Genomic DNA, 20,429 nt, shown 5'->3' with positions numbered 1-20,429 from the left:
ATAAGTCTATTCAAGTAGCGTGATGCAGTTTAGCTAATTTATTTGATAGGATGCCGCCAATTTCTGACAATGGCTCAGGCTGACACATGTCTTTATGCCGGCAATGAATATCGTATGTTTCAATGCAGCCGTGAATATATGGTTTCCATGTGCTGGCAGAAATAGGATCGAACCATTCAGGTATAATAGTCGAACGGAAAAATAGAATATCGCCAGAGAATGTTTCTGGTTTGAATGCGCTAAGATGATGAACAGATTGCACATATGTTTCCTTTAAGTTCGTTATCGTTACATCATCCAGGTTTGATAATGCACTGCCGTCTTTTCTCAGCAATTCGAGTGCATGTTCAAGATCGAGAGGTTCCTGACTTAGACTTTCGGGGTCATAGCCTCCCAAAGCAAGCAAAGCAATAAGTGCTTCCTCCTCATCCGGGACATCCTTAATTGGAAGAAAATGATTTGGATATGCGTCTAGCATCGCGACTAATGCGACCTCTTCTCCTTGCTTCTGAAGCTTTGTTGCCATTGCCTGAATGATATTTCCTCCCAATGACCAGCCCAGAAGGTAATAAGGCCCTTTGGGTTGTATGCATTGTAGCTGTTCAATATAATCTGCTGCCATATCATCCAATGAGTGCGGTATTCTATCCGGCTGTGAAATGCCCCGTGCCTGGAGACCATAAATCGGATAATCTTTATTTAATTCTTTCATTAGCCCAGCATAACACCAACTAAGGCCCCCAGCCGGGTGGACACAGAATAGCGGCGGAAAGTGTCCACTTGTTCGCAATGGTAATATGACATCAAGTGCACTATGCCTGTTACCGCTCTCCAATCGTTCAGCAAGCCCTGCAACAGTAGGAGATTCAAAAAGATTACCGATACTCAGATTAACGCCGAATGATTCTTTAATGCGCGTCATCAGCTGTACAGCAAGCAATGAATGGCCACCTAAATGGAAGAACTCATCATCAATTCCTACGTGTGGCAGATTCAGTACTTCCATAAACAAGTCACGCAACATCTCTTCTTTTGGTGTTCTTGGTGCGCGTTCACTCGCTACGGCTGCATAATCCGGCTGAGGGAATGCCTTGTGATCCAGCTTTCCGTTTGGTGTTAATGGAAATGCATCAACCCTCACAAATGCGGAAGGCACCATGTAATCAGGTAAACGCTTCGCTGCCCAGCGTCGCAAATCGAAAATTTCCTCTTCATTTTTATTTGCCTGCAGGATAATGTAGGCGACAAGCCGCTGATCCCCAGGGTGGTCTTCTCTGCTTATCACGGTTACCTGATCTATGTCCCGGTGTTCGGAAAGGACATATTCAATTTCACCTAATTCAATCCTAAACCCTCTGATTTTGACTTGCTGGTCAGACCGCCCAATGTAATCTAACGTTCCATAGTCATTCCAGCAGGCTAAATCACCTGTGCGATACATCCTTGATCCACTTTCACCATAAGGGTTTGCAACGAATCGTTCCGCAGTCAGATCGTGCCTTCTGAGATAACCTCGTGCTAATCCATCACCAGCTACATACATTTCACCTACCACACCAATAGGTACTGGCTGCAGATACTTATCCAAAACATATACATCCAGATCCGGTATACCTTGTCCAATGACACTGTTTGTACGGGAAGAAACTGACCTTTTATCCAGTTCCATGTAAGTAACATGTACTGTCGTTTCGGTAATACCATACATATTGACCAATTTTGGCATATCCTCCGCATGTCTTGTATACCAATCTTCTAGACGACCTTGTTCAAGCGCTTCTCCGCCAAAAATGACGTATCTTAACTTCAGCTTCTGTCCAAACTCTTGGTTCTCTCTATCTGCTTGCATTAATTGATAAAAAGCTGAAGGGGTCTGGTTCAGAACAGTAATACCTTCGCTCCCAAGCAGCTGTAAAAAAGCCACAGGTGAACGACTGATTTCATGCGGTACGATAACAAGTCTTCCGCCGTACAGCAGGGCACCCCAAATTTCCCATACCGAAAAATCAAATGCATAGGAGTGGAAAAACGTCCATACATCTTCCTGATTAAACCCGAACCAATGGTCAGTCGACCCAAGCAGGCGATTCACGTTTTGATGGGGAATAACCACACCTTTTGGTAGACCGGTAGATCCGGAAGTATAGATAATATAAGCTGGATGGAGTGGCTTCAATGGTTGCGTTCGTTCTGCATCTGTCGGATTAATATTCTTTTGTCTGCTTAATTTTTCATTTGTTTCCTTTGCATCTAAAATGAGAGATGGTATGGAATCACTATCCGTTATTTTGTCCATAAAATCTTCATTCGTAATAACCAATACCGGCTTTGCATCTTCTACCATAAACGCAATTCGTTCACTAGGATAATTCGGATCAAGGGGGACATAGCCCGCTCCTGTCTTTAGAATGCCAAGCAAACCGATAACCATTTCAAATGATCTTGGCAAGGCCAAAGCTACAAATTGTTCTGGCCCAACGCCATTTTTAATTAATAAGTGTGCAAGTTGGTTCGCTCTCTCATTCAATGATTGATAAGTCATTTGTTCATTCCCAAAGGTAAGAGCGATATTTTTCGGCGCAAGCACTGCTTGTTTCTCAAATTGTGATGGTAAGCATGCTTCTGCAATTGTCTCTCCCATATTTCCGTGCATAAGCAGTTTTTGTTTTTCTTTCTGTTCCAATATCTCCAGCTGTCCAATTGGCTGATCGGGATTCATTACTGCAGAAGTCAGTAAACGAATAAGGCGGTTTACCATCGAAATGATTGTTTCTTCCTTGAACAAATCTGTGCTGTATTCCAGAAAACCATGCAAACCACCAGCCTCTCCTGACGCAGTCAAGTGTTCACGAAATTCCAAGGTGAAATCGAATTTAGCTGAGCCAACGCTGTAAATAGACAGGTCACTCTTCAATTCAGGCAGCTCGAGTTTCGGCTTTGGAGTGTTTTGTAATGCTAACATGATCTGGAATAATGGATGTTTTGACCTTGAACGTGCTGGATTAAGCACTTCCACTAATCGTTCGAAAGGCAGTTCCTGATTTTCATAAGCATTCATGTTCACCTTCTTAACCCTATCAAGCAGCTCATTAAAGCTTGGATCACCAGAAGTATCTGTTCGCAATACCAAGGTATTTATAAATAACCCCACAAGATCAGTCAAGGCATCGTCATTTCTGCCCGCAACAGGGCTTCCCAAAGGTATGTCAGTGCCAGCCCCCAGCCGTGTAAGCAAAGCGGCAAGCCCTGCTTGTAATGTCATAAACAAGCTGACCCCATTTTGTGCGGAGATCTGCAACAGTTGATGATGAATTTTTGCGTCCATTGTAAAGTGATACGTTTTTCCTTGATAACTGGACGCTAATGGACGCGGATAGTCCGTCGGTATTGCCAAATGTTCCGGCAAATCAGCTAATGTTTCTACCCAGTAATCAAGCTGCGCATCTGCCAGACTTTTACCATCCGCTTTATTTTCCAGAAGCTCTTGCTGCCAATAGGCATAATCAGCATATTGCACGAGTAAGTCCGTCCACTGAGGCGCTTCTCCTTGCAAGCGGCTTAAATATGCTTCTCTCAAATCCTTTGTTAAAGGAGTCAAAGACCAGCCATCACCAATAATATGATGCAGCAGCAATACGAGGACGAAATTCCCCGTTCCTACTTCAAAAAGCTCCACACGAAATGCAGGCTCTTCAGATAAATGAAAGCAGTATCTTACAGCTCGGTCTAATTGTTCAGTCAATTGTGATTCTTGTATTCGTTGCACATACAAGTTTGGTTTGGCGACAGCCACATCCAATACCTGTTGCCGTGCATTGCCGCCTTGCTCCGGAAAAATCGTCCTTAAGGATTCATGTCGGGCAACCACATCCATGATTGCTTTCTGTAACACATCCTGTTTCAATTCTCCTGTTAGACGGACGACGATTGGAATATTGTACGTCGGGCTTGGCCCTTCCAACTGGTAAAGGAACCATAACCGCCGCTGTGCAAATGACAATGGAATCTTATCTTGCTTTTCTGCCTTTTGTACGGGTGGCCTCACTTGCTTACCTCTTTTTAACTGTTTGACGAGACCAGAAACTGTAGGTGTCTCAAAAAGCTTCCCAATGCCAAGTTCGACTTCAAAAACGTCACGAATACGGTTCATTAATTGGGCAGCGAGCAATGAATGACCGCCAATATCAAAGAAACTGTCATCAATTCCGATTTGCGATACATCCAGCACTTGTTTAAATAAATCACATAAAATTTCTTCCTGCGGTGTTCGTGGTTCCCGACTGTATGCACCCTTTTCAAAATCCGGATCCGGCAGTGCTTTACGGTCAATTTTCTTGTTTGGTGTCAGGGGCAGCGTATCCATCTTCACGAAGGTGGACGGAACCATATAGGCTGGCAGCCGATCTTGCACAGTTTGTCGGAGTTTATGAAGATCGATAACTGCCCCTTCCTCTGACACAAGGTATGCAACTAAACGCTTATCTCCTGGGTGAAATTCTCTGGCGACAGCCACAGCCTGGGCAACTGCAGAATCTTTTGTCAGAACTGTCTCAACTTCTCCAAGCTCAATTCTAAAACCGCGAATTTTAACCTGATGGTCCGATCTGCCGATATACGCCAGCGTGCCATCCATATTCCAGCGTGCAATGTCGCCAGTGCGATACATCCGCTCTCCTGGTGCCCCATACGGATTCGCTATGAAATGTTCAGCAGTTAAATCCGGGCGATTGAAATACCCGCGTGCCAGACCGTTGCCAGCAATATACAAGTCTCCATTCATTCCCGGGGGAACAGGCTGTAACCCGCCATCCAGGATGAAAACTTGTGTGTTTCCAATCGGGGAGCCGATGGAAGGGATGCCGGTTTGTTTCGGCTGCAATGTAATAGACGTGGACCAAATGGTTGTTTCAGTGGGACCATAAAGATTTGTTACTTCACAATCCAATTCCTGCAATGCTCCAACTAAATTGGCTGCAAGAGCTTCTCCGCCAACCAGTACATGAAGTCCCCGTATCTTTTCTGGATGCGTTGAAACGAGTGCATGCCAATGTGACGGAGTCGCTTGCATGATTGAAATTCGATTTTCTTCAATTAATTGGGCTAATGCGAACGGGTCTTTAATTACTTCCCTCTGAGCAACGACACAACATGCCCCGCTGATTAATGGAAGAAATATTTCCAATGCTGATATATCGAAAGCAATTGTCGTTACAGCTAACAACCGATCCCGCCCATCTAACGTAAATCTATTTTGCATAGAAAGGAGAAAGTTGGTCAGGCCTTCCGCTGTAACCACCACCCCTTTCGGACGCCCAGTAGAGCCAGAAGTATAGATCATATATGCCGGATGTTGCGCCGCCGTCTGTTTACAAGGGAAATCGGTATTGGCATAGGCGGCTAATGCTTCGCATATAGCTGGATTATCCAACAGCAGGATCGGAATTTCACTCTCCGGTAAACGATGTTGCGCCTCTGCATTCGTCAATATGCAAATCGGCCGGGCGTCCTGGAGCATATAAGCAATGCGGTCAGAAGGATAATCCGGATCGATTGGTAAATAGGCTGCTCCAGTTTTCATAACGGCTAACATGGCAATGACCATATGTTCCGATCGCGGCAATACCAGAGCAGCAAATTTTTCTGGCCCTAATCCTTGTTGTTCAAGCAAATGGGCAAGTTGATTCACTCGCTCATTTAACGCTTCATATGAAAGTGTGTTGCCGTCAAATTCCAACGCTGCGGCCAGTGGTGTACCTTTCACTTGCCGGGAGAACATCCCCAGCAAGCTTGTATCGTACAATTCCTGAGGGGTATGGTTCCAATGATCGATTACAGTAACGTATTCTTCCGGTAAAATAGTCCCTATATCAGCAATTTTTACATCTTGATCGGCTTTAGCGACATTTTCCAGGAGGTGCAGCATACGCTGCAGATGCAGTTCTGTTTCCTGTTTTTGATAAATATCAGCGTTAGCATCCAGGTCGATTCTGATACCTTTACCATCTCGTTGATCATAAATATTCAGGGACAGATCATCAACAGGTCCTGTATGAAGTTTGTGGGTCGTACCGTTTATTCCTGCAAAATTAACTCCATAATCAAATGGCATCATGTTAATTTGCGGTCCAAACAGGCGTTGATGCTCTCCCAGCAGCCGCAGATCCCGACGTAACGTCTCATGTCTGTAATGCTGATGGGACCGGACTCGTCTCATCTCCAGTTGTACTTCCTTCATCAACTCCGACAAACGCATATCCGGACGTACTGGAATGCGCAACGGCAATAAATTCATTACCATTGCCGGAACCCTTACCGAAGACGTTCCCATACGACACATCATGGGTAAACAAAGTACAATATCTTCATTCCCAGTTATTTTTTGCATATACATTGCAACAGCTGCCACAACAATCTCATACCAGTTCCCCTTGTAAGAACGTGCGGTTTCTTTCAAATGACCCATTGTATCCATCGACAAATAACCGGTCCGATGGATAATTTTTTTGGATAACTGTGACGACGTGTCAGCCAAGCTCACTACATCTGGATGATCACTGAAACGTTCCAACCAAAATGTACGATCTTGCTTGTATTTATTAGATGTCACATATGTCTCATGTTCATCCAGGATATCCTGGAAATCCCCCAGCCTGTCTCCAGTTACAGCTCCATGCTCTACGAGTGATGTATAAATGTGCGCAACTCGTTGCACAATGAGGGAAAATCCAAAAGCATCCGCTGCAATATGATGAATGCGCTGATACCATAAATACCTATCCTTACTTACTTTAAACAGCGCCTGCTTAAACAGCTGCTCCTCTTTCAGATCTATTGGTCGGCCAATGTCCGCCTTCATCCATATTTCAGCTGCCTGACTGGGGTGGGATTCACTAGTCACATCTATAAAATGCAGTGAAAAATCTTTCTTTTCACGAATCACCTGCCAAGGTCCTGATGCATCATCTCCAAATTTGGTATGAAGTGAATCTGCTTCTTCAATCGCCTGCCGCAGTGCTTGTTCAAAACGTTCCAGATGCAACTTTCCATTTATTTCGACATACTCAGCCGTATTATAAATGGGATTATCCGGTTCCAGCTGCTGCGCGTACCAAATGCCAGCTTGCGCACCAGTTAATGGCTGCTTTCTAGCTATCATTTTCGTCACCTCCTGCTCCCGCTGCTTTTTCATACTTTTTCTTTTGCTTTATTTATTAAACTCCACCATTCGGATAATGTGTTTTTTTCAGCCAAATCCATAAAATTCACTTCCAATCCGTCTTGTCTCCATAATTCAACCATGCTCATCAAACGGATGGAATCTAGTCCCAAACTGAATAAATCATCTGTATCAGAAAGTGCTTCTGCCTGCATATCCAAGATTTCAGCAACTTGTTTTCGGATCGCTTCCAATGTGATCGTGTCTGTCGCAACAGGTTCTTCCGCCTTATCCATCTGTTTTTCCATTTGCAATGCTTGTATTACCTCCTCTGTAGAAATAGTAAACGCACAACGTTTAGCTGCATATTCCATTGCCATTCTATGGTCGTCTGGCGAAAAATCTGCTACTGCGTCACCTACGAGAAAAGGCTTTATATCATACATGAATGCTTCAGCAGCTGTTATCAAGCATCCAATATGTGCATAAATCCCGCAAATGATCAGCTGGTCACGCCCTTGCTCCTGTAAGATATGCAGAAAATCCGTCTTTTTAAAAGCACTGTATCGCCATTTTGTCAGAATAAGATCGTCCAGTTCTGGTGCTAGAGCATCGGTAATGCCGGTTTGGGCAGGATCATCCGAAAGCCCTTCACCCCAGAAGTCAGTAAGCAGTGCTCTGTCTCCAGGATTCTGATCCCCTGGCTGTGCTGTATAGACAACCGGTATACGCTGCGTTTTACATTGTCGTTTCAACATTTCAGTATGATGTATTAATTCAGTAATCGGAGATTGTTCTTTATCATAGAAATTCAAGAAGTAATGCTGCATGTCATGGATAAGCAAAACTGCTCTGTCCGGATCAATCTGCCAAGATACTTTATTGGCTGGAAAATCTGACTCTTTTGGCATTGTATAAGCCTGGATAGTAGGAATACCCATTTCATCACGTCCTTCATTTTATTTATTTTGATTCCGCCAGTTTAATTGAAATCATTTCGCGTAAAGATTTTTTACTGACCTTGCCAAAAGGTGTCTGTGGGAAAGCATCAACGATCTCCACACGATCTGGCAGCTTATAATCCGCAATACCTCTTTTTGTCAAAAACGCCCTTATTTCCGCTTTGGAAGGTGCTTCCTCATAAGGGATAATGAAGGCACATGAGCGCTCACCTAAGAATTTATCAGGCATAGAAACGATGGCGACATCGAATACGTTAGGATGGACAATAATATGATCTTCTACTTCCTCGGCAGCGAATTTTTCGCCACCACGGTTAATTTGGTCTTTCGCGCGTCCTTCCATGACAATGTTGCCTGTTTTATTCAGGCTGACAAGATCTCCGGTACGGTAAAAGCCATCTGAAGTAAATGCTTTGGCATTATGGCTTTTCGCTTTATAATATCCGCGAATGGTATATGGTCCCCTGGTCAAGAGTTCACCGGCTTCTCCTGGTGCAACTTCCCTGTCTTCCTCATCAACAATGCGTATCTCATCATAGGGGGACATTGGTCTTCCTTGTGTATAGAAGACAATTTCTTCCGGATCCCCCAATCTTGTGTAATTAACCAAACCTTCTGCCATTCCGTACACTTGTTGTAATTTACATTCAAATGCCGACGGTATACGGCAGTTAATTTCTGGACTGGAATGTGCACCTCCAACTTGTATGATTTGCAGACTTGTGAAATCATACGAGCGAGTCTTCACCGCCTCCAGCCATATAATCGCTACAGGCGGCACCAACGCTGTAATGGTGACTTTTTCTTTTTCAATTAATGGAAATGCTTCGTCAGGGCTCGGCCCGGACGAGAGAACGACTTTGGCTCCTGCATAAAGTGCCCCCAGCACACCTGGTGAACTCAGCGGATAATTATGTGCGATCGGCAAAACAGCCAAATAAACACTGTACTCGTTCAATCCACATATTTCATTGCTCCGCCGCAAACTGTAGATATATTCATCATGTGTTCGAGGGATCAATTTTGAAAGCCCTGTACTTCCACCAGATAGTTGTAAAAAGGCAATATCATCCGGGTATACTTCAGGCTGTACATAATCAGCCGCGATATATAAATCCATTAATTGTTCTAATTCCGCAGACTTGCCAAGCGTGATAATATGCTTTAATGAAGGCGTATTTTCCTTGACCTTTTTAGCTAACGGATGATAATCGAATCCAGAAAATCTTTCTGGCATAATATAGGCTTTGGCTTCCGAAAATTCACAGAAATATTGAATCTCTTTATAGCGATGTGACGGTAGTGCGAAAACTGGCAGTACTCCTAATCGAAAAAGCGCAAAACATACTTCGAAAAATTCTATTCTATTTGGGATTTGTATGACAACCCGGTCCTCTTTTTTTAATCCTATTCTCTGAAAACCCGCAGCCAGTCGATCTACCCTTTCATCCAACATGGCATAGCTCACGCTTTCTTCCCCACTTATTAGTGCGATGTTATCACTATAAGTCTTTGCTCTTTCCCGAAGTATTTGTCCAAAAGTTTCACCGCGCCAGCAATTCTTTTCGCGATAAAATTCCGCCACTTCATGAGGCCATGGTTGACATCCATCCAGCACAATGTATTCCTCCCTGTTTATTTATCAATAGTTTCATTCATCTCTCCATCTTTCATGCCCATTGCATGCAACATCGTTCTAAACTTCGCTCCTGTTTCATGCAATTCTTCTGCAGCTTTCGATCCGGCTACAACTCCTGCCCCGGCAAATAGACGCAGAGAACGCTCTTGTACTTCCGCACAGCGAATCGTTACAATCCATTCGCCATCGCCGGTTTCATCACACCAACCGACCATACCGGTAAAAAAGCCTCGATCAAAGGGTTCAATCTCATAGATTGCATCACGTGCCAACACTGTCGGATAGCCGCAAACAGCCGGGGTAGGGTGCAATGCAGTCGCCAGTTCCAATGAAGAGGTGGCTGTATGCTTCAACGTCCCATATATTTCCGTAGATAAGTGCCACATCGCCTCCGTCTTCGTTAAAGTCGGTGTGTTTGGTACTTCTATCGTTCTACAAAAAGGAGCCAATGCTTCTTTTACCATATCTACCACAACAGCATGCTCGTACAAATCCTTTTCAGAATCGAGCAGCTCCAGAGCTCGCCGTTGATCCTCCGCTGGGTCATCACAGCGGGGTCGAGAACCCGCCAGTGGATTTGCGAATAATGTATTGCCGTTTTTAGCAACAAGTAGTTCGGGGCTTGCCCCAATCAGCGTACGTTTATTTTTTAAAGGCATCTCCCTACTACGCAAACTTTTTTTCTTCGGCAAATCAACTGCAAATGTATAGCCTTGCCGGTTGTGCCGAGCCAAATTTTTTAAAAGCTGTTTCACATCGACTTGCTCTTTGGTTTTGAAATCTAAAGCTCTGGAAACGACAATTTTGTCAATAGATTCCGTCGCAATCTTCTCCAAAGCCTGGTTGACACCTTCCATGTAAATTTCTGGTTCCGGCACAGGCTCCATCTCATAAAAAATCATTGGCGGAGCATCCGCTTCCTGTTCAGTTTTCATATTCAATGGACCTGACAAGTCTACTTCTTCAGGAATTATAATTTCCGCAGCATCGGAGTGATCAAAAGGAACAGCTCCCACAGCTATGGGACAAGGATGACCAGCTTGCTTCGCCGCTGCAAGTGCTGCATCAACACGGGATGGCAGGCTGAAAATTTGATTTTTTGTTTTCCAGGCCTCTTCGATAACTGAAAAAACACCTTTTCCCACTATGGTCCGTTGCGGTGATGCTAAAAAGAAATCACCCGACTCATATTCATCCAAGATGGATTGTGTTTTTAAAACAGTTGATTTATCCAATTTCTGATAACCTCCTTTTTGTTAGACTCCTAAAGTAGCTCCACCATCAACAACCATATCTTGCATCGTTATATGGGAGGCATGATCTGAAACTAAAAACAGCACCGCATCCGCAATCTCGGAAGGACTGCCAATTTTTCCTAACGGAATCCCGACGCGATACGCTTCAAGTTGCCCATCTATCGTTTGTTGTGCGCCATTCTCATCTTTCCAAAGCTTTCTTAGCATTTTCGTGTCCGTTGAGCCGGGAGATACGATGTTGCAGCGAATATGATGTTGCGCCAATTCCAAGCCTAAACATTTAGTAAACATCGTTGCTGCAGCCTTTGAAGCACTATAGGCTGCCATTGCCATCCTTGGCATATGGCTGGCATTGGAACTGACAGTGACAATAGAGCCGCTCCTGCGCGAGACCATATATTTGCTAACTATTCTGGAAACATGAAATACACCTGTCGCATTTACAGCGAAACTAATATCCCAGTCTGTTTCACTCAGGGTTTCTATCGTTCCCAACCGAAGTACACCAGCTATATTTACTAATATCTCTATAGGGCCCAAGTCCGATTCAACTTTAGAAATAACTTCTTCTACAGCAGCAGAATCACTGATATCTGCCGGGAAAGCTGTAACATGGTACCCTTTTTCCCGCCATATTTTCGTGCTATTGACAAGTTCATTTTCATTCTGATCTATCGCAGCTATCACCGCTCCATGCTCCGCAAGCTGTTTTGCAATGATCTGCCCCATACCTCCAGCAGCACCTGTAACAACTGCAATTTTTCCTGCAAGTTCATTCTTTTTCACACCAGCGCTCCTTTCCAAACATTTATTTGATTCACCATTCTTTTATTGAGAATGATTTTCATTATCAATTGCTACCGTTTATGATAGGATCTCTGAAAAGAAAAATCAAGATATTTCCTGTATTTTTTACCAAATGATAACTTAGTCCTGCTCTTTCCTTTTTCTAAAAATATATTACTTTTCAACATTTAGGCTACAATGCCTAGGGATGCTCCTTATTTCTTTGAAAAACGAAACTTTTTTTATTCATTTATCAAATATGGTTATGAAGACTTATATCTGGTTGTCATTCATCTTCTTTTTGGAAGATAGTAAGAGGCTACTTAGATTACAAGAAAAAACACGCAAAGTAAGTGTAAATACTAACCCACTATGTTCTTTCTGGATCATTTAGGGGACAGGACTTTCGCTGTAAAATTGAACATTTAAAGCATCAGGCTACTGTTCCACAGTGATTAAAAATTGCTAGGTTTTACATACCATTTCCAAATTTACAGGCCCTTTAGCCATTGAAAAAATATTCAATTTCGTAAATTTCGGGGTGGAAATTAAGGATGTAGTAAATAACAAGGACAATTGGTTACAATGAAAAAAGAAGACTCAAACAGAGGATAGTAACTATGAACTAGCAGTATTGAAATGAATTATAGAATAGGAAAACATTTTATTGACTATATAGTTCTATATCTAGTTCCATTTTTATGTAATGAATCAAGTGGAAGATCAATCTAGAGAGAGAACAGAAAAAGAGCTAACAGAAATTAGCAGCTCTCTCTTTATGGGCACAGAAAGCTAATGGATTTATACCGGAAAATATATGTAGAAAAAGTATATCTCATCTCCTAGTATACACATAGGTATTTTGTAGTAAAATTAGTATAACAATATACTCTCATAAAAAGGGAACAAATCAGAATACGGGTTAAGGACAAATAAACCCCACAGTCAGGTACTGTATCCGAATGTTAGATTTTTACTCTAACATTTGGAAATACAGTAAGACCTTGATTACAAGGTAACCTTTTATTTGTAATCAATCTCTCGTCAATACATTTGTAAGCACAATAAGGTAGCTCACAATTTACGAAAATGCGTTTAATTTTCCCGTTCTCTAAAATAGCATAGGAATATGCCATTTGGTGATTGAATGAGAAACTTAGACTATATGAAAATTTTTACTTTTGTTCTTCGGGGTAATTATTTCTGAAATAACATGCACAAAGTCTAATTCATTTTCAAAAGTGTTATGACGTTTAGAAGATACAGGATTTAAACCTTTCAGATACAGGACGATCATCGGATATTAATAGCAAGGTATCATAATAATCCATTGGTTCACCTCCGAAGCCAGGAAATAGAACAATTCCCTATCCAATTAGGAGCGGGGCTGTTTTTATTTACTTAACCCATAGCAGGAATCACGCTCTTATAGGGAAGACTTGATTTCAAGATCATACAACTATCTTTTATTGTTCCTCTTTTACTTGAAATAAAAAAAGGGGTTGGTTTAAAAACGATCACCAGACAACTTGAATTTGACAACTCGTAAAAAAAGCAATGACGGACCAGGAACTCGAAAGGCCTAGACTGCCACTGCTTTTATTGTGCGAACGTATTCGTCAGCGCAATCCACTTTAGGTAACAAGGTTATCTCATCGTCTGGTAAACAAGACCTACAGCTCCAGAATCGAATGTTTTGTTTTCGATAAGTTTAAGATTGATCTTCTCCTTAAGACCTTGGAACAACGGCAACCCGCTGCCAACCACGACAGGAGAAACCGTAATTTTATACTCATCAATTAAATCAAGCTGCATAAGGTAATGTGCGAATCTTGGACTGCCTAGGATTACCATATCCTTGCCTGGCTGCTGTTTGAGGTTCTTGATCTCTTTCTCGACCTCTTCTTTCACCAATCTGGAATTGTTCCATTCGACTTTCTCCAGCGTCGTGGAAAAAACGATTTTGGCTGCCTTTTCAATCCATTCGGCATGATTCCGTTCATATGGAGAAGCTGATGGGTTCGAAGGCACAGTTGGCCAGTAACTGTGCATCATCTGGTAAGTCCCACGTCCCCAAATGACAGTGTCGGCGGTACTAAGAATTTCTTTCGCATGTTCTTCCAAATTGGAATCATAGGAAACCCAGCCAATGTCCATTTCACCGTTTGGCCCTTCTACAAAACCGTCAAGCGATGCATGCAGAAATAGAACGAGTTTTCTCATTTTCAGTTCTCCTTTTGTTTACATTGAAAGAATTATTAACGTCATTGGCAAAGTCAGGTTTAGCACACATACTTGCTAAATTTCTCTATTCAACAATCAGGCCCATTAATAGAAACCTTATTTAGTTTTACCACAATAATGTTTATTGGACAAATCAAAAAAGTCATAGTTATATCTACTTAGCCCTTCCATGAGTGAAAGCTGAATTAATTATTTGAAATTATTCCAGCGTCTATCAACCTGCCCAACATCGTTCCAAACTGTTCACGTGTCATTCGCATGTGAGGGTCCTTGGCATTTGTCATACCCGCCTCAATCAATCTATCTCAAACGTATGGTGTACTTTTAATCTTGCCATCTTTACGAAATCGATTTTTATTTATCATGTCTAAGCATTGTTGTGGAGTGCCGGGAGAAGGATAAAACGTATGATTTAACCAATTAGTTTGGCTGTACGTTTCGGGGAATCAATAACAGCAAACTGGTCAGATAATGAAACCATATTTTCGGTTATTACCGGCTATCTAATACACTGTCATCATTGCCATTGAAAATGTATGCCAATTATGATGTAGTCTATAACCAGCCAACTGATGTATTAATAAATAAGCCGAATGACAACATGCATAGTTTTGATTTCATCAACAAGCTGGAAGTTTCTCGGAATGGGAATGGAAATCCTATGCTGTGGGACATATGAATGCAACTGAAAAAAATCAAATCAATGGATCCAGCGTGTGTGACACTATTCATTGTGGTATGAAGTCATCCGAGCGAGAGGCACGTATTGTTTTCACAACATGAAAATGCTGTGGCAAAAAGAAGACATAATAAAATGAACCCTCGCCACTAATGAAGTAGTGACAAGGGTTCTAGGGTTTTATCCGATGGAACCTTCCATTTCGAACTTGATCAATCTGTTCATTTCAACAGCATATTCCATTGGCAGTTCTTTCGTAAATGGTTCGATAAAGCCCATAACAATCATTTCTGTCGCTTCCTGTTCTGATAAACCGCGGCTCATCAGATAGAAAAGCTGCTCCTCAGAAACTTTTGAAACTTTTGCCTCGTGTTCCAACGAGATGTTGTTATTGTTCACTTCATTGTATGGAATCGTATCTGAAGTAGATTGATTATCCATGATCAATGTATCGCATTCTACGTTAGCGCGGGCGTTTTCGGCTTTTCTTCCGAAGTGGACCAGGCCGCGATAGTTCACTTTGCCGCCATGCTTAGAAATCGATTTCGAAACGATAGTAGAAGATGTGTTTGGCGCCAGGTGATGCATTTTTGCACCAGCATCCTGCACCTGACCTTTACCTGCAATGGCAATGGATAATGTATTACCGCGAGATCCTTCCCCTTTTAGCAAGATAGCAGGATATTTCATCGTCAGTTTAGATCCGATATTACCATCGATCCATTCCATCGTTCCATTTGCATCAACCGTTGCACGCTTCGTAACCAGGTTGTAAACATTGTTAGCCCAGTTTTGAATGGTTGTATAACGGCAATACGCATCTTTATGAACGAAGATTTCAACAACCGCACTGTGCAATGAATTTGTTGTGTAGACTGGTGCAGTACATCCTTCTACATAATGGACGGATGCCCCTTCATCAACAATAATCAAGGTACGTTCAAACTGTCCCATGTTTTCCGAGTTGATACGGAAATATGCCTGCAGTGGTGTTGTTGCTTTAACACCCTTCGGAACATAGATAAATGATCCGCCTGACCAAACCGCTGAGTTCAGTGCGGCAAACTTATTATCCGTTGGCGGAATGACCTTGCCAAAGTACTGCTTGAATAATTCTTCATGTTCTTTTAAAGCTGTATCAGTATCAAGGAAGATAATGCCAAGCTTTTGCAGATCTTCCTTCAGGCTGTGGTAGACAACCTCAGATTCATATTGCGCAGATACGCCAGCAAGATATTTTTGCTCTGCTTCCGGAATACCCAATTTATCGAATGTCTGCTTGATTTCATCGGGCACTTCGTCCCATGTTTTCCCTTGTCTCTCAGAAGGTTTGACATAATAAACTATTTCATCAAAATCCAATTCTGAAAGGTCACCGCCCCATTGCGGCATTGGACGCTTATAAAAATGATCCAACGCTTTCAAGCGGTAATCAAGCATCCATTGAGGTTCTTCTTTCATTTTGGAAATTTCTTCAACGATTCTAGGCGTCAACCCTTTTTCAGTACGGAAAATGGAGACGTCTTTATCACGGAAACCATATTTATATTCTTCCATTTCAGGCATTTTCTTTGCCATCGAATAAAACCTCCTTATGGTTTTTACTCATTCTAGCATATAAAAACTATTCTTTTACTGCCTTTTCCATTGCTTTCCAAGCAAGTGTTGCACATTTGATTCTTGCTGGGAACTTGGATACACCTTGCAATGCCTGGATATCATCTTCAAATTCTTCATCTTCACCTAGCATCATATTTGAAAAACTACTCGACATTTGCAAAGCTTCGGATACTTTTTTTCCTTTTATTGCCTGTGTCATCATCGATGCGGAAGACATACTGATAGAACATCCTTCCCCCGTGAATTTGGCATCTTTCACCATGCCATCTTCAATTTGCAGCTGCAGTTGAATACGATCGCCGCATGTTGGATTGTTCATATCGATGGTCAGTGCGTCTCCCTCTAGCTCACCTTTGTTTTTAGGATTCTTGTAATGATCCATGATGACTTGTCTATAGAGCGTGTCAAGGTTATTTAAAGACATTTCCGAAATACTCCTTCGTTTTCAAGAGTCCTTCTGTCAATTTGTCCACATCTTCCATTGTATTATAAAGATAGAAACTTGCTCTGGCAGTCGCATTAACACCAAGTTCTTTCATGAGCGGCTGTGCACAATGATGCCCTGCCCTTACTGCAATACCTTCCGCATCCAGAACCGTTGCAGCATCATGCGGATGAACATCTCTCATATTGAAGGTGATCAACCCAGCGCGTTTTTTGGGCCCATAGATAATCAAATCATCTACTTCGTGCAATCTATCTACTGCATAAGCGATTAATTCTTCTTCATGCCGGTGAATAGCATCCATTCCGATTTCGGTAAGAAAATCAATTGCAGCACCAAGGCCGATAGCACCGGCGATGATGGGTGTTCCCCCTTCGAATTTCCAAGGCAGTTCTTTCCAGGTAGAATCATACAGATTCACAAAGTCGATCATCTCTCCGCCAAATTCGACCGGCTCCATTTCTTCAAGCAATGCTCTTTTACCGTACAGTACCCCGATGCCTGTAGGCGCACACATCTTATGTCCGGAAAAAGCATAAAAATCGCAATCGATATCCTGTACATCGACCTGCATATGCGGTGCACCCTGTGCACCGTCAACCAGGATCACTGCATCATTATCATGAGCGATTTTAGCAATTTCTTTAACCGGATTAATGGTGCCTAGCACATTTGATACATGCGTAATAGCAACGATCTTAGTATTGCCGGTGATGGTTGCTCTGGCATCCTCTAAAGAAACAGTACCATCATCTTGAAGTGGCATGTATTTCAATGTCGCTCCAGTAGCTTTTGCTGCTTGTTGCCAGGGAATCAGGTTGCTATGATGTTCCATTTGCGTGATGACAATTTCATCGCCAGCTTGCAGGTTCGCGCGGGCATAGCTATACGCAACCGTATTGATGGAAGTGGTCGTACCGCGAGTAAAAATGATCTCCGCGGCACTTTTCGCATGTATAAAGCGTCGAACTTTTTCACGAGCACCTTCATACGCTTCCGTCGCCCGGTTACCAAGCGTATGCACACCACGGTGCACATTGGAATTGTCGTACGTATAATAATTCGCGACGGCATCAATCACCTGCTGTGGCTTCTGTGATGTTGCAGATGAATCAAGATAAACCAATGGATGCCCATTTACTTCCTGATTTAAAGCTGGAAACATTTGCCGAATGGCTGCTGCATCCATCAGTAAACCTTCCTTTCAATCACTTGTGTCAATTGTTCTTTGACTGATTCAATCGGCAACTGACCGACAACCGGTGCAAGGAAACCATGAATGATCAAACGCTCTGCCTCAGCCTGTGAAATTCCCCGGCTCATCAAGTAGTAAAGCTGCAATGGATCGACACGTCCGACAGATGCGGCATGACCAGCCATAACATCATCCTCTTCGATCAGCAATATCGGGTTAGCGTCACCTCTTGCTTTTTCACTAAGCATCAGCACGCGGGAAGTTTGCTCTGCGTTCGCTCCGGAAGCACCATTCTCGATTTTACCAATACCATTAAAAATATTGGTTGCGGCGTCTTTCATGACACCATGCTGCAGAATATGTCCCTCTGTGTTTTTGCCCCAGTTAACAACTTTGGCAGTAATGTTTTGCGTCTGTTTGCCGCGTCCAACAGTAACTGTTTTAGCAAAAGCATTGGAATTGTCACCAAGCAGATTGGTGATATTTTCAGAGACGGTATTTCCATCATTCATTTGACCAAGTGCCCATTCGATATTAGCATCACGATAAGCAATGCCGCGGCGGTTAATGTACGCAGTGGTCCCTTTCGCAAAATTATCAACTGCACCAAACAAGATTTTTGCATTATTATGTGCAATTACTTCTGTTACAATATTTGCAACCGATTCTTGTTCCTCGTTATTCGAAATGTAATTCTCGACATAAGTAAGCGAACTATTATCGTCAGCAACAACGAGTACATGGTTTACATAGGCGATTTCCGGGTTTTCATCCCAGAATACCACTTGCAAAGGAACTTCCACTTCAACATTTTTAGGAACATAAACGAATACGCCGCCATTCATCAAGGCCGCATGCAAAGCAGTCAAGCGATGTTCATCGACAGACACGGCATCTTTCATATAGTAGCGTTTCACCAGGCTTTCATGTTCTTTCATCGCTGTAAAAATATCAGTGAAGATAACACCTTTTTCTTTCAATTCTTCGCTCAAAGCAGCAAAGGCAACAGACTGATTACGCTGAATCAGCAGGTTTTGCGGCAGGTTATCCTTATCAAAGAAGTCTTTGATTTCCGCCGGCAAATCCCCTAATGAAGAAATTTCGGCACCTGTTCCATAATCATGCTCAAACTGTGTCAAATTCCATTTTGTAATTTTCGTTTTATCAGGCTCCGGCATTGGCAGATGTTCAGATTGTCTGATTGCGTCAAGTCGCAAATCTTTCATCCACTCTGGTTCTTGCCGGTTTTTTGAAAACTGTTCAATGTAATCTTTATCGTACGGCAATTTCGTTTCAACAGCCATATTACCCCTCCTAACCATTATGCATTTTGTTCTGCTGTTTCCTCATCTTCAACAACTTCAATTCCCAATTCGTCGTTCAACCATTCATAGCCCTCAGCTTCCAGACGTTGAGCCAGTTCAGGACCGCCAGATTTGACGACTTTACCTTGCATCATGACATGCACATAGTCAGGAGTAATATAGTTCAACAGTCGCTGGTAGTGTGTGATGATCAGGCAGCCGAAATTATCGTTCCGCATCTTATTGATACCTTTAGAAACGACTTTTAACGCATCGATATCCAATCCAGAGTCGATTTCATCCAGAATGGCAATTTCAGGCTTCAAAAGCATCAATTGCAGAATTTCATTACGTTTTTTCTCCCCACCGGAGAAACCTTCGTTCAGATAACGCTGTGCCATGTTTTTATCGATATCAAGAAAGTCCAATGTATTATCCATTTCCTTGATGAATTTCATCAACGGGATTTCATCGCCTTCCTCGCGACGGGAATTAATAGACGAACGCAAGAAGTCAGAAGTGGTCACACCAGTGATTTCACTTGGATATTGCATTGCCAGGAACAAACCGGCACGTGCACGTTCATCGACTTCCATTTCCAATACATCTTCACCATCCATCAAAATGCTTCCTTGTGTTACTTCATATTTTGGATGGCCCATGATCGCAGATGCCAATGTCGATTTCCCTGTACCATTAGGTCCCATAATTGCGTGGAATTCCCCGCCATTTATTGTAAGGTTCACACCTTTTAAAATTTCCTTACCCTCGATGGATACATGTAAGTCCTTGATTTCTAGCGTAGATCCTGCCATATCAATACCTCCAAATACTTCATTATATTTTGATGAGAAAATATCATTCTCAATTTATTCTCATTATAATCTTATATCATTTCGAATTTAATATCAACTTTTTCTGGCTGTTTGCCACCATTCGAATGACTCCCTTCATTATAACCCTTTTTGAAAGCAATCTCAAAGTCCTGCAAGACATTCCTCTCTTGTATTTAAGATGATTACAGCGGTTGGAATACGATGATACCACTTTTTTCATGGAAGAAAAAGGGATAGTGAAATTTGTATCTTCCCTACAGCAAAGAAACTTGTCAATCAGTAAAAAATCACCCTGCAAGAATTGTGC

Annotated in this window: 11 protein-coding genes; all 11 read right to left on the bottom strand. The window is 42.4% G+C overall.

Annotation, left to right across the window (positions count from 1 at the left end; translation table 11 throughout):
• Nucleotides 1-10: 10 nt before the first annotated feature.
• Nucleotides 11-7,156, bottom strand: a complete 7,146-nt coding sequence (locus ACFSMW_RS18825) for an amino acid adenylation domain-containing protein (RefSeq protein ID WP_390357855.1) — start codon at nucleotides 7,154-7,156, stop codon at nucleotides 11-13.
• 29 nt (nucleotides 7,157-7,185) lie between these two features.
• Complete coding sequence (locus ACFSMW_RS18820; protein WP_390357854.1) at nucleotides 7,186-8,097, bottom strand: isochorismatase; 912 nt, start codon at nucleotides 8,095-8,097, stop codon at nucleotides 7,186-7,188.
• A gap of 22 nt (nucleotides 8,098-8,119) precedes the next feature.
• Nucleotides 8,120-9,736 (bottom strand): (2,3-dihydroxybenzoyl)adenylate synthase, encoded by a 1,617-nt coding sequence (locus ACFSMW_RS18815; RefSeq protein WP_390357853.1) that lies wholly within the window; start codon nucleotides 9,734-9,736, stop codon nucleotides 8,120-8,122.
• Between the two features lie 17 nt (nucleotides 9,737-9,753).
• Nucleotides 9,754-10,992, bottom strand: a complete 1,239-nt coding sequence (gene dhbC / locus ACFSMW_RS18810; RefSeq protein WP_390357852.1) for an isochorismate synthase DhbC — start codon at nucleotides 10,990-10,992, stop codon at nucleotides 9,754-9,756.
• Between the two features lie 21 nt (nucleotides 10,993-11,013).
• A complete protein-coding gene (locus ACFSMW_RS18805; protein WP_390357851.1) occupies nucleotides 11,014-11,799 on the bottom strand; it encodes a 2,3-dihydro-2,3-dihydroxybenzoate dehydrogenase in 786 nt (261 codons plus the stop codon).
• A gap of 1,647 nt (nucleotides 11,800-13,446) precedes the next feature.
• Nucleotides 13,447-14,022: a dihydrofolate reductase family protein gene (locus ACFSMW_RS18800; protein ID WP_390357850.1), complete on the bottom strand. Its 576-nt coding sequence runs from the start codon at nucleotides 14,020-14,022 to the stop codon at nucleotides 13,447-13,449.
• An 880-nt stretch (nucleotides 14,023-14,902) separates the two neighbouring features.
• Nucleotides 14,903-16,300, bottom strand: a complete 1,398-nt coding sequence (gene sufB, locus ACFSMW_RS18795) for a Fe-S cluster assembly protein SufB (protein WP_390357849.1) — start codon at nucleotides 16,298-16,300, stop codon at nucleotides 14,903-14,905.
• A gap of 46 nt (nucleotides 16,301-16,346) precedes the next feature.
• On the bottom strand, nucleotides 16,347-16,766 hold the full coding sequence (gene sufU / locus ACFSMW_RS18790; protein WP_390357848.1) for a Fe-S cluster assembly sulfur transfer protein SufU: 420 nt from the start codon (nucleotides 16,764-16,766) through the stop codon (nucleotides 16,347-16,349).
• The gene (locus ACFSMW_RS18785; RefSeq protein ID WP_390357847.1) at nucleotides 16,753-17,976 is read right to left on the bottom strand and encodes a cysteine desulfurase; all 1,224 of its coding nucleotides are present in this window, start codon (nucleotides 17,974-17,976) and stop codon (nucleotides 16,753-16,755) included. The genes sufU and ACFSMW_RS18785 overlap by 14 nt, the downstream gene beginning before the upstream one ends.
• A complete protein-coding gene (sufD, locus tag ACFSMW_RS18780) occupies nucleotides 17,976-19,286 on the bottom strand; it encodes a Fe-S cluster assembly protein SufD (protein ID WP_390357846.1) in 1,311 nt (436 codons plus the stop codon). Before sufD ends, ACFSMW_RS18785 begins: the two co-directional genes overlap by 1 nt.
• A 17-nt stretch (nucleotides 19,287-19,303) precedes the next feature.
• Nucleotides 19,304-20,101, bottom strand: coding sequence for a Fe-S cluster assembly ATPase SufC (sufC, locus tag ACFSMW_RS18775; RefSeq protein ID WP_390357845.1), 798 nt, complete (start codon nucleotides 20,099-20,101; stop codon nucleotides 19,304-19,306).
• Nucleotides 20,102-20,429 lie beyond the last annotated feature (328 nt).

Source organism: Tigheibacillus halophilus, assembly GCF_042683165.1.
GTDB lineage: Bacteria > Bacillota > Bacilli > Bacillales > Amphibacillaceae > Tigheibacillus > Tigheibacillus halophilus.
Note: the sequence above shows the minus strand (reverse complement) of the source record. Positions and strands in the feature narration are given on the sequence as shown.

What these genes read in the sequence shown, in the direction of transcription:
- ACFSMW_RS18825 (WP_390357855.1), bottom strand. Translation starts at nt 7,156, where the DNA reads ATGATAGCTAGAAAGCAGCCATTAACTGGTGCGCAAGCTGGCATTTGG.
- ACFSMW_RS18820 (WP_390357854.1), bottom strand. Translation starts at nt 8,097, where the DNA reads ATGGGTATTCCTACTATCCAGGCTTATACAATGCCAAAAGAGTCAGAT.
- ACFSMW_RS18800 (WP_390357850.1), bottom strand. Translation starts at nt 14,022, where the DNA reads ATGAGAAAACTCGTTCTATTTCTGCATGCATCGCTTGACGGTTTTGTA.
- sufB (WP_390357849.1), bottom strand. Translation starts at nt 16,300, where the DNA reads ATGGCAAAGAAAATGCCTGAAATGGAAGAATATAAATATGGTTTCCGT.
- sufU (WP_390357848.1), bottom strand. Translation starts at nt 16,766, where the DNA reads ATGTCTTTAAATAACCTTGACACGCTCTATAGACAAGTCATCATGGAT.
- ACFSMW_RS18785 (WP_390357847.1), bottom strand. Translation starts at nt 17,976, where the DNA reads ATGGATGCAGCAGCCATTCGGCAAATGTTTCCAGCTTTAAATCAGGAA.
- sufD (WP_390357846.1), bottom strand. Translation starts at nt 19,286, where the DNA reads ATGGCTGTTGAAACGAAATTGCCGTACGATAAAGATTACATTGAACAG.
- sufC (WP_390357845.1), bottom strand. Translation starts at nt 20,101, where the DNA reads ATGGCAGGATCTACGCTAGAAATCAAGGACTTACATGTATCCATCGAG.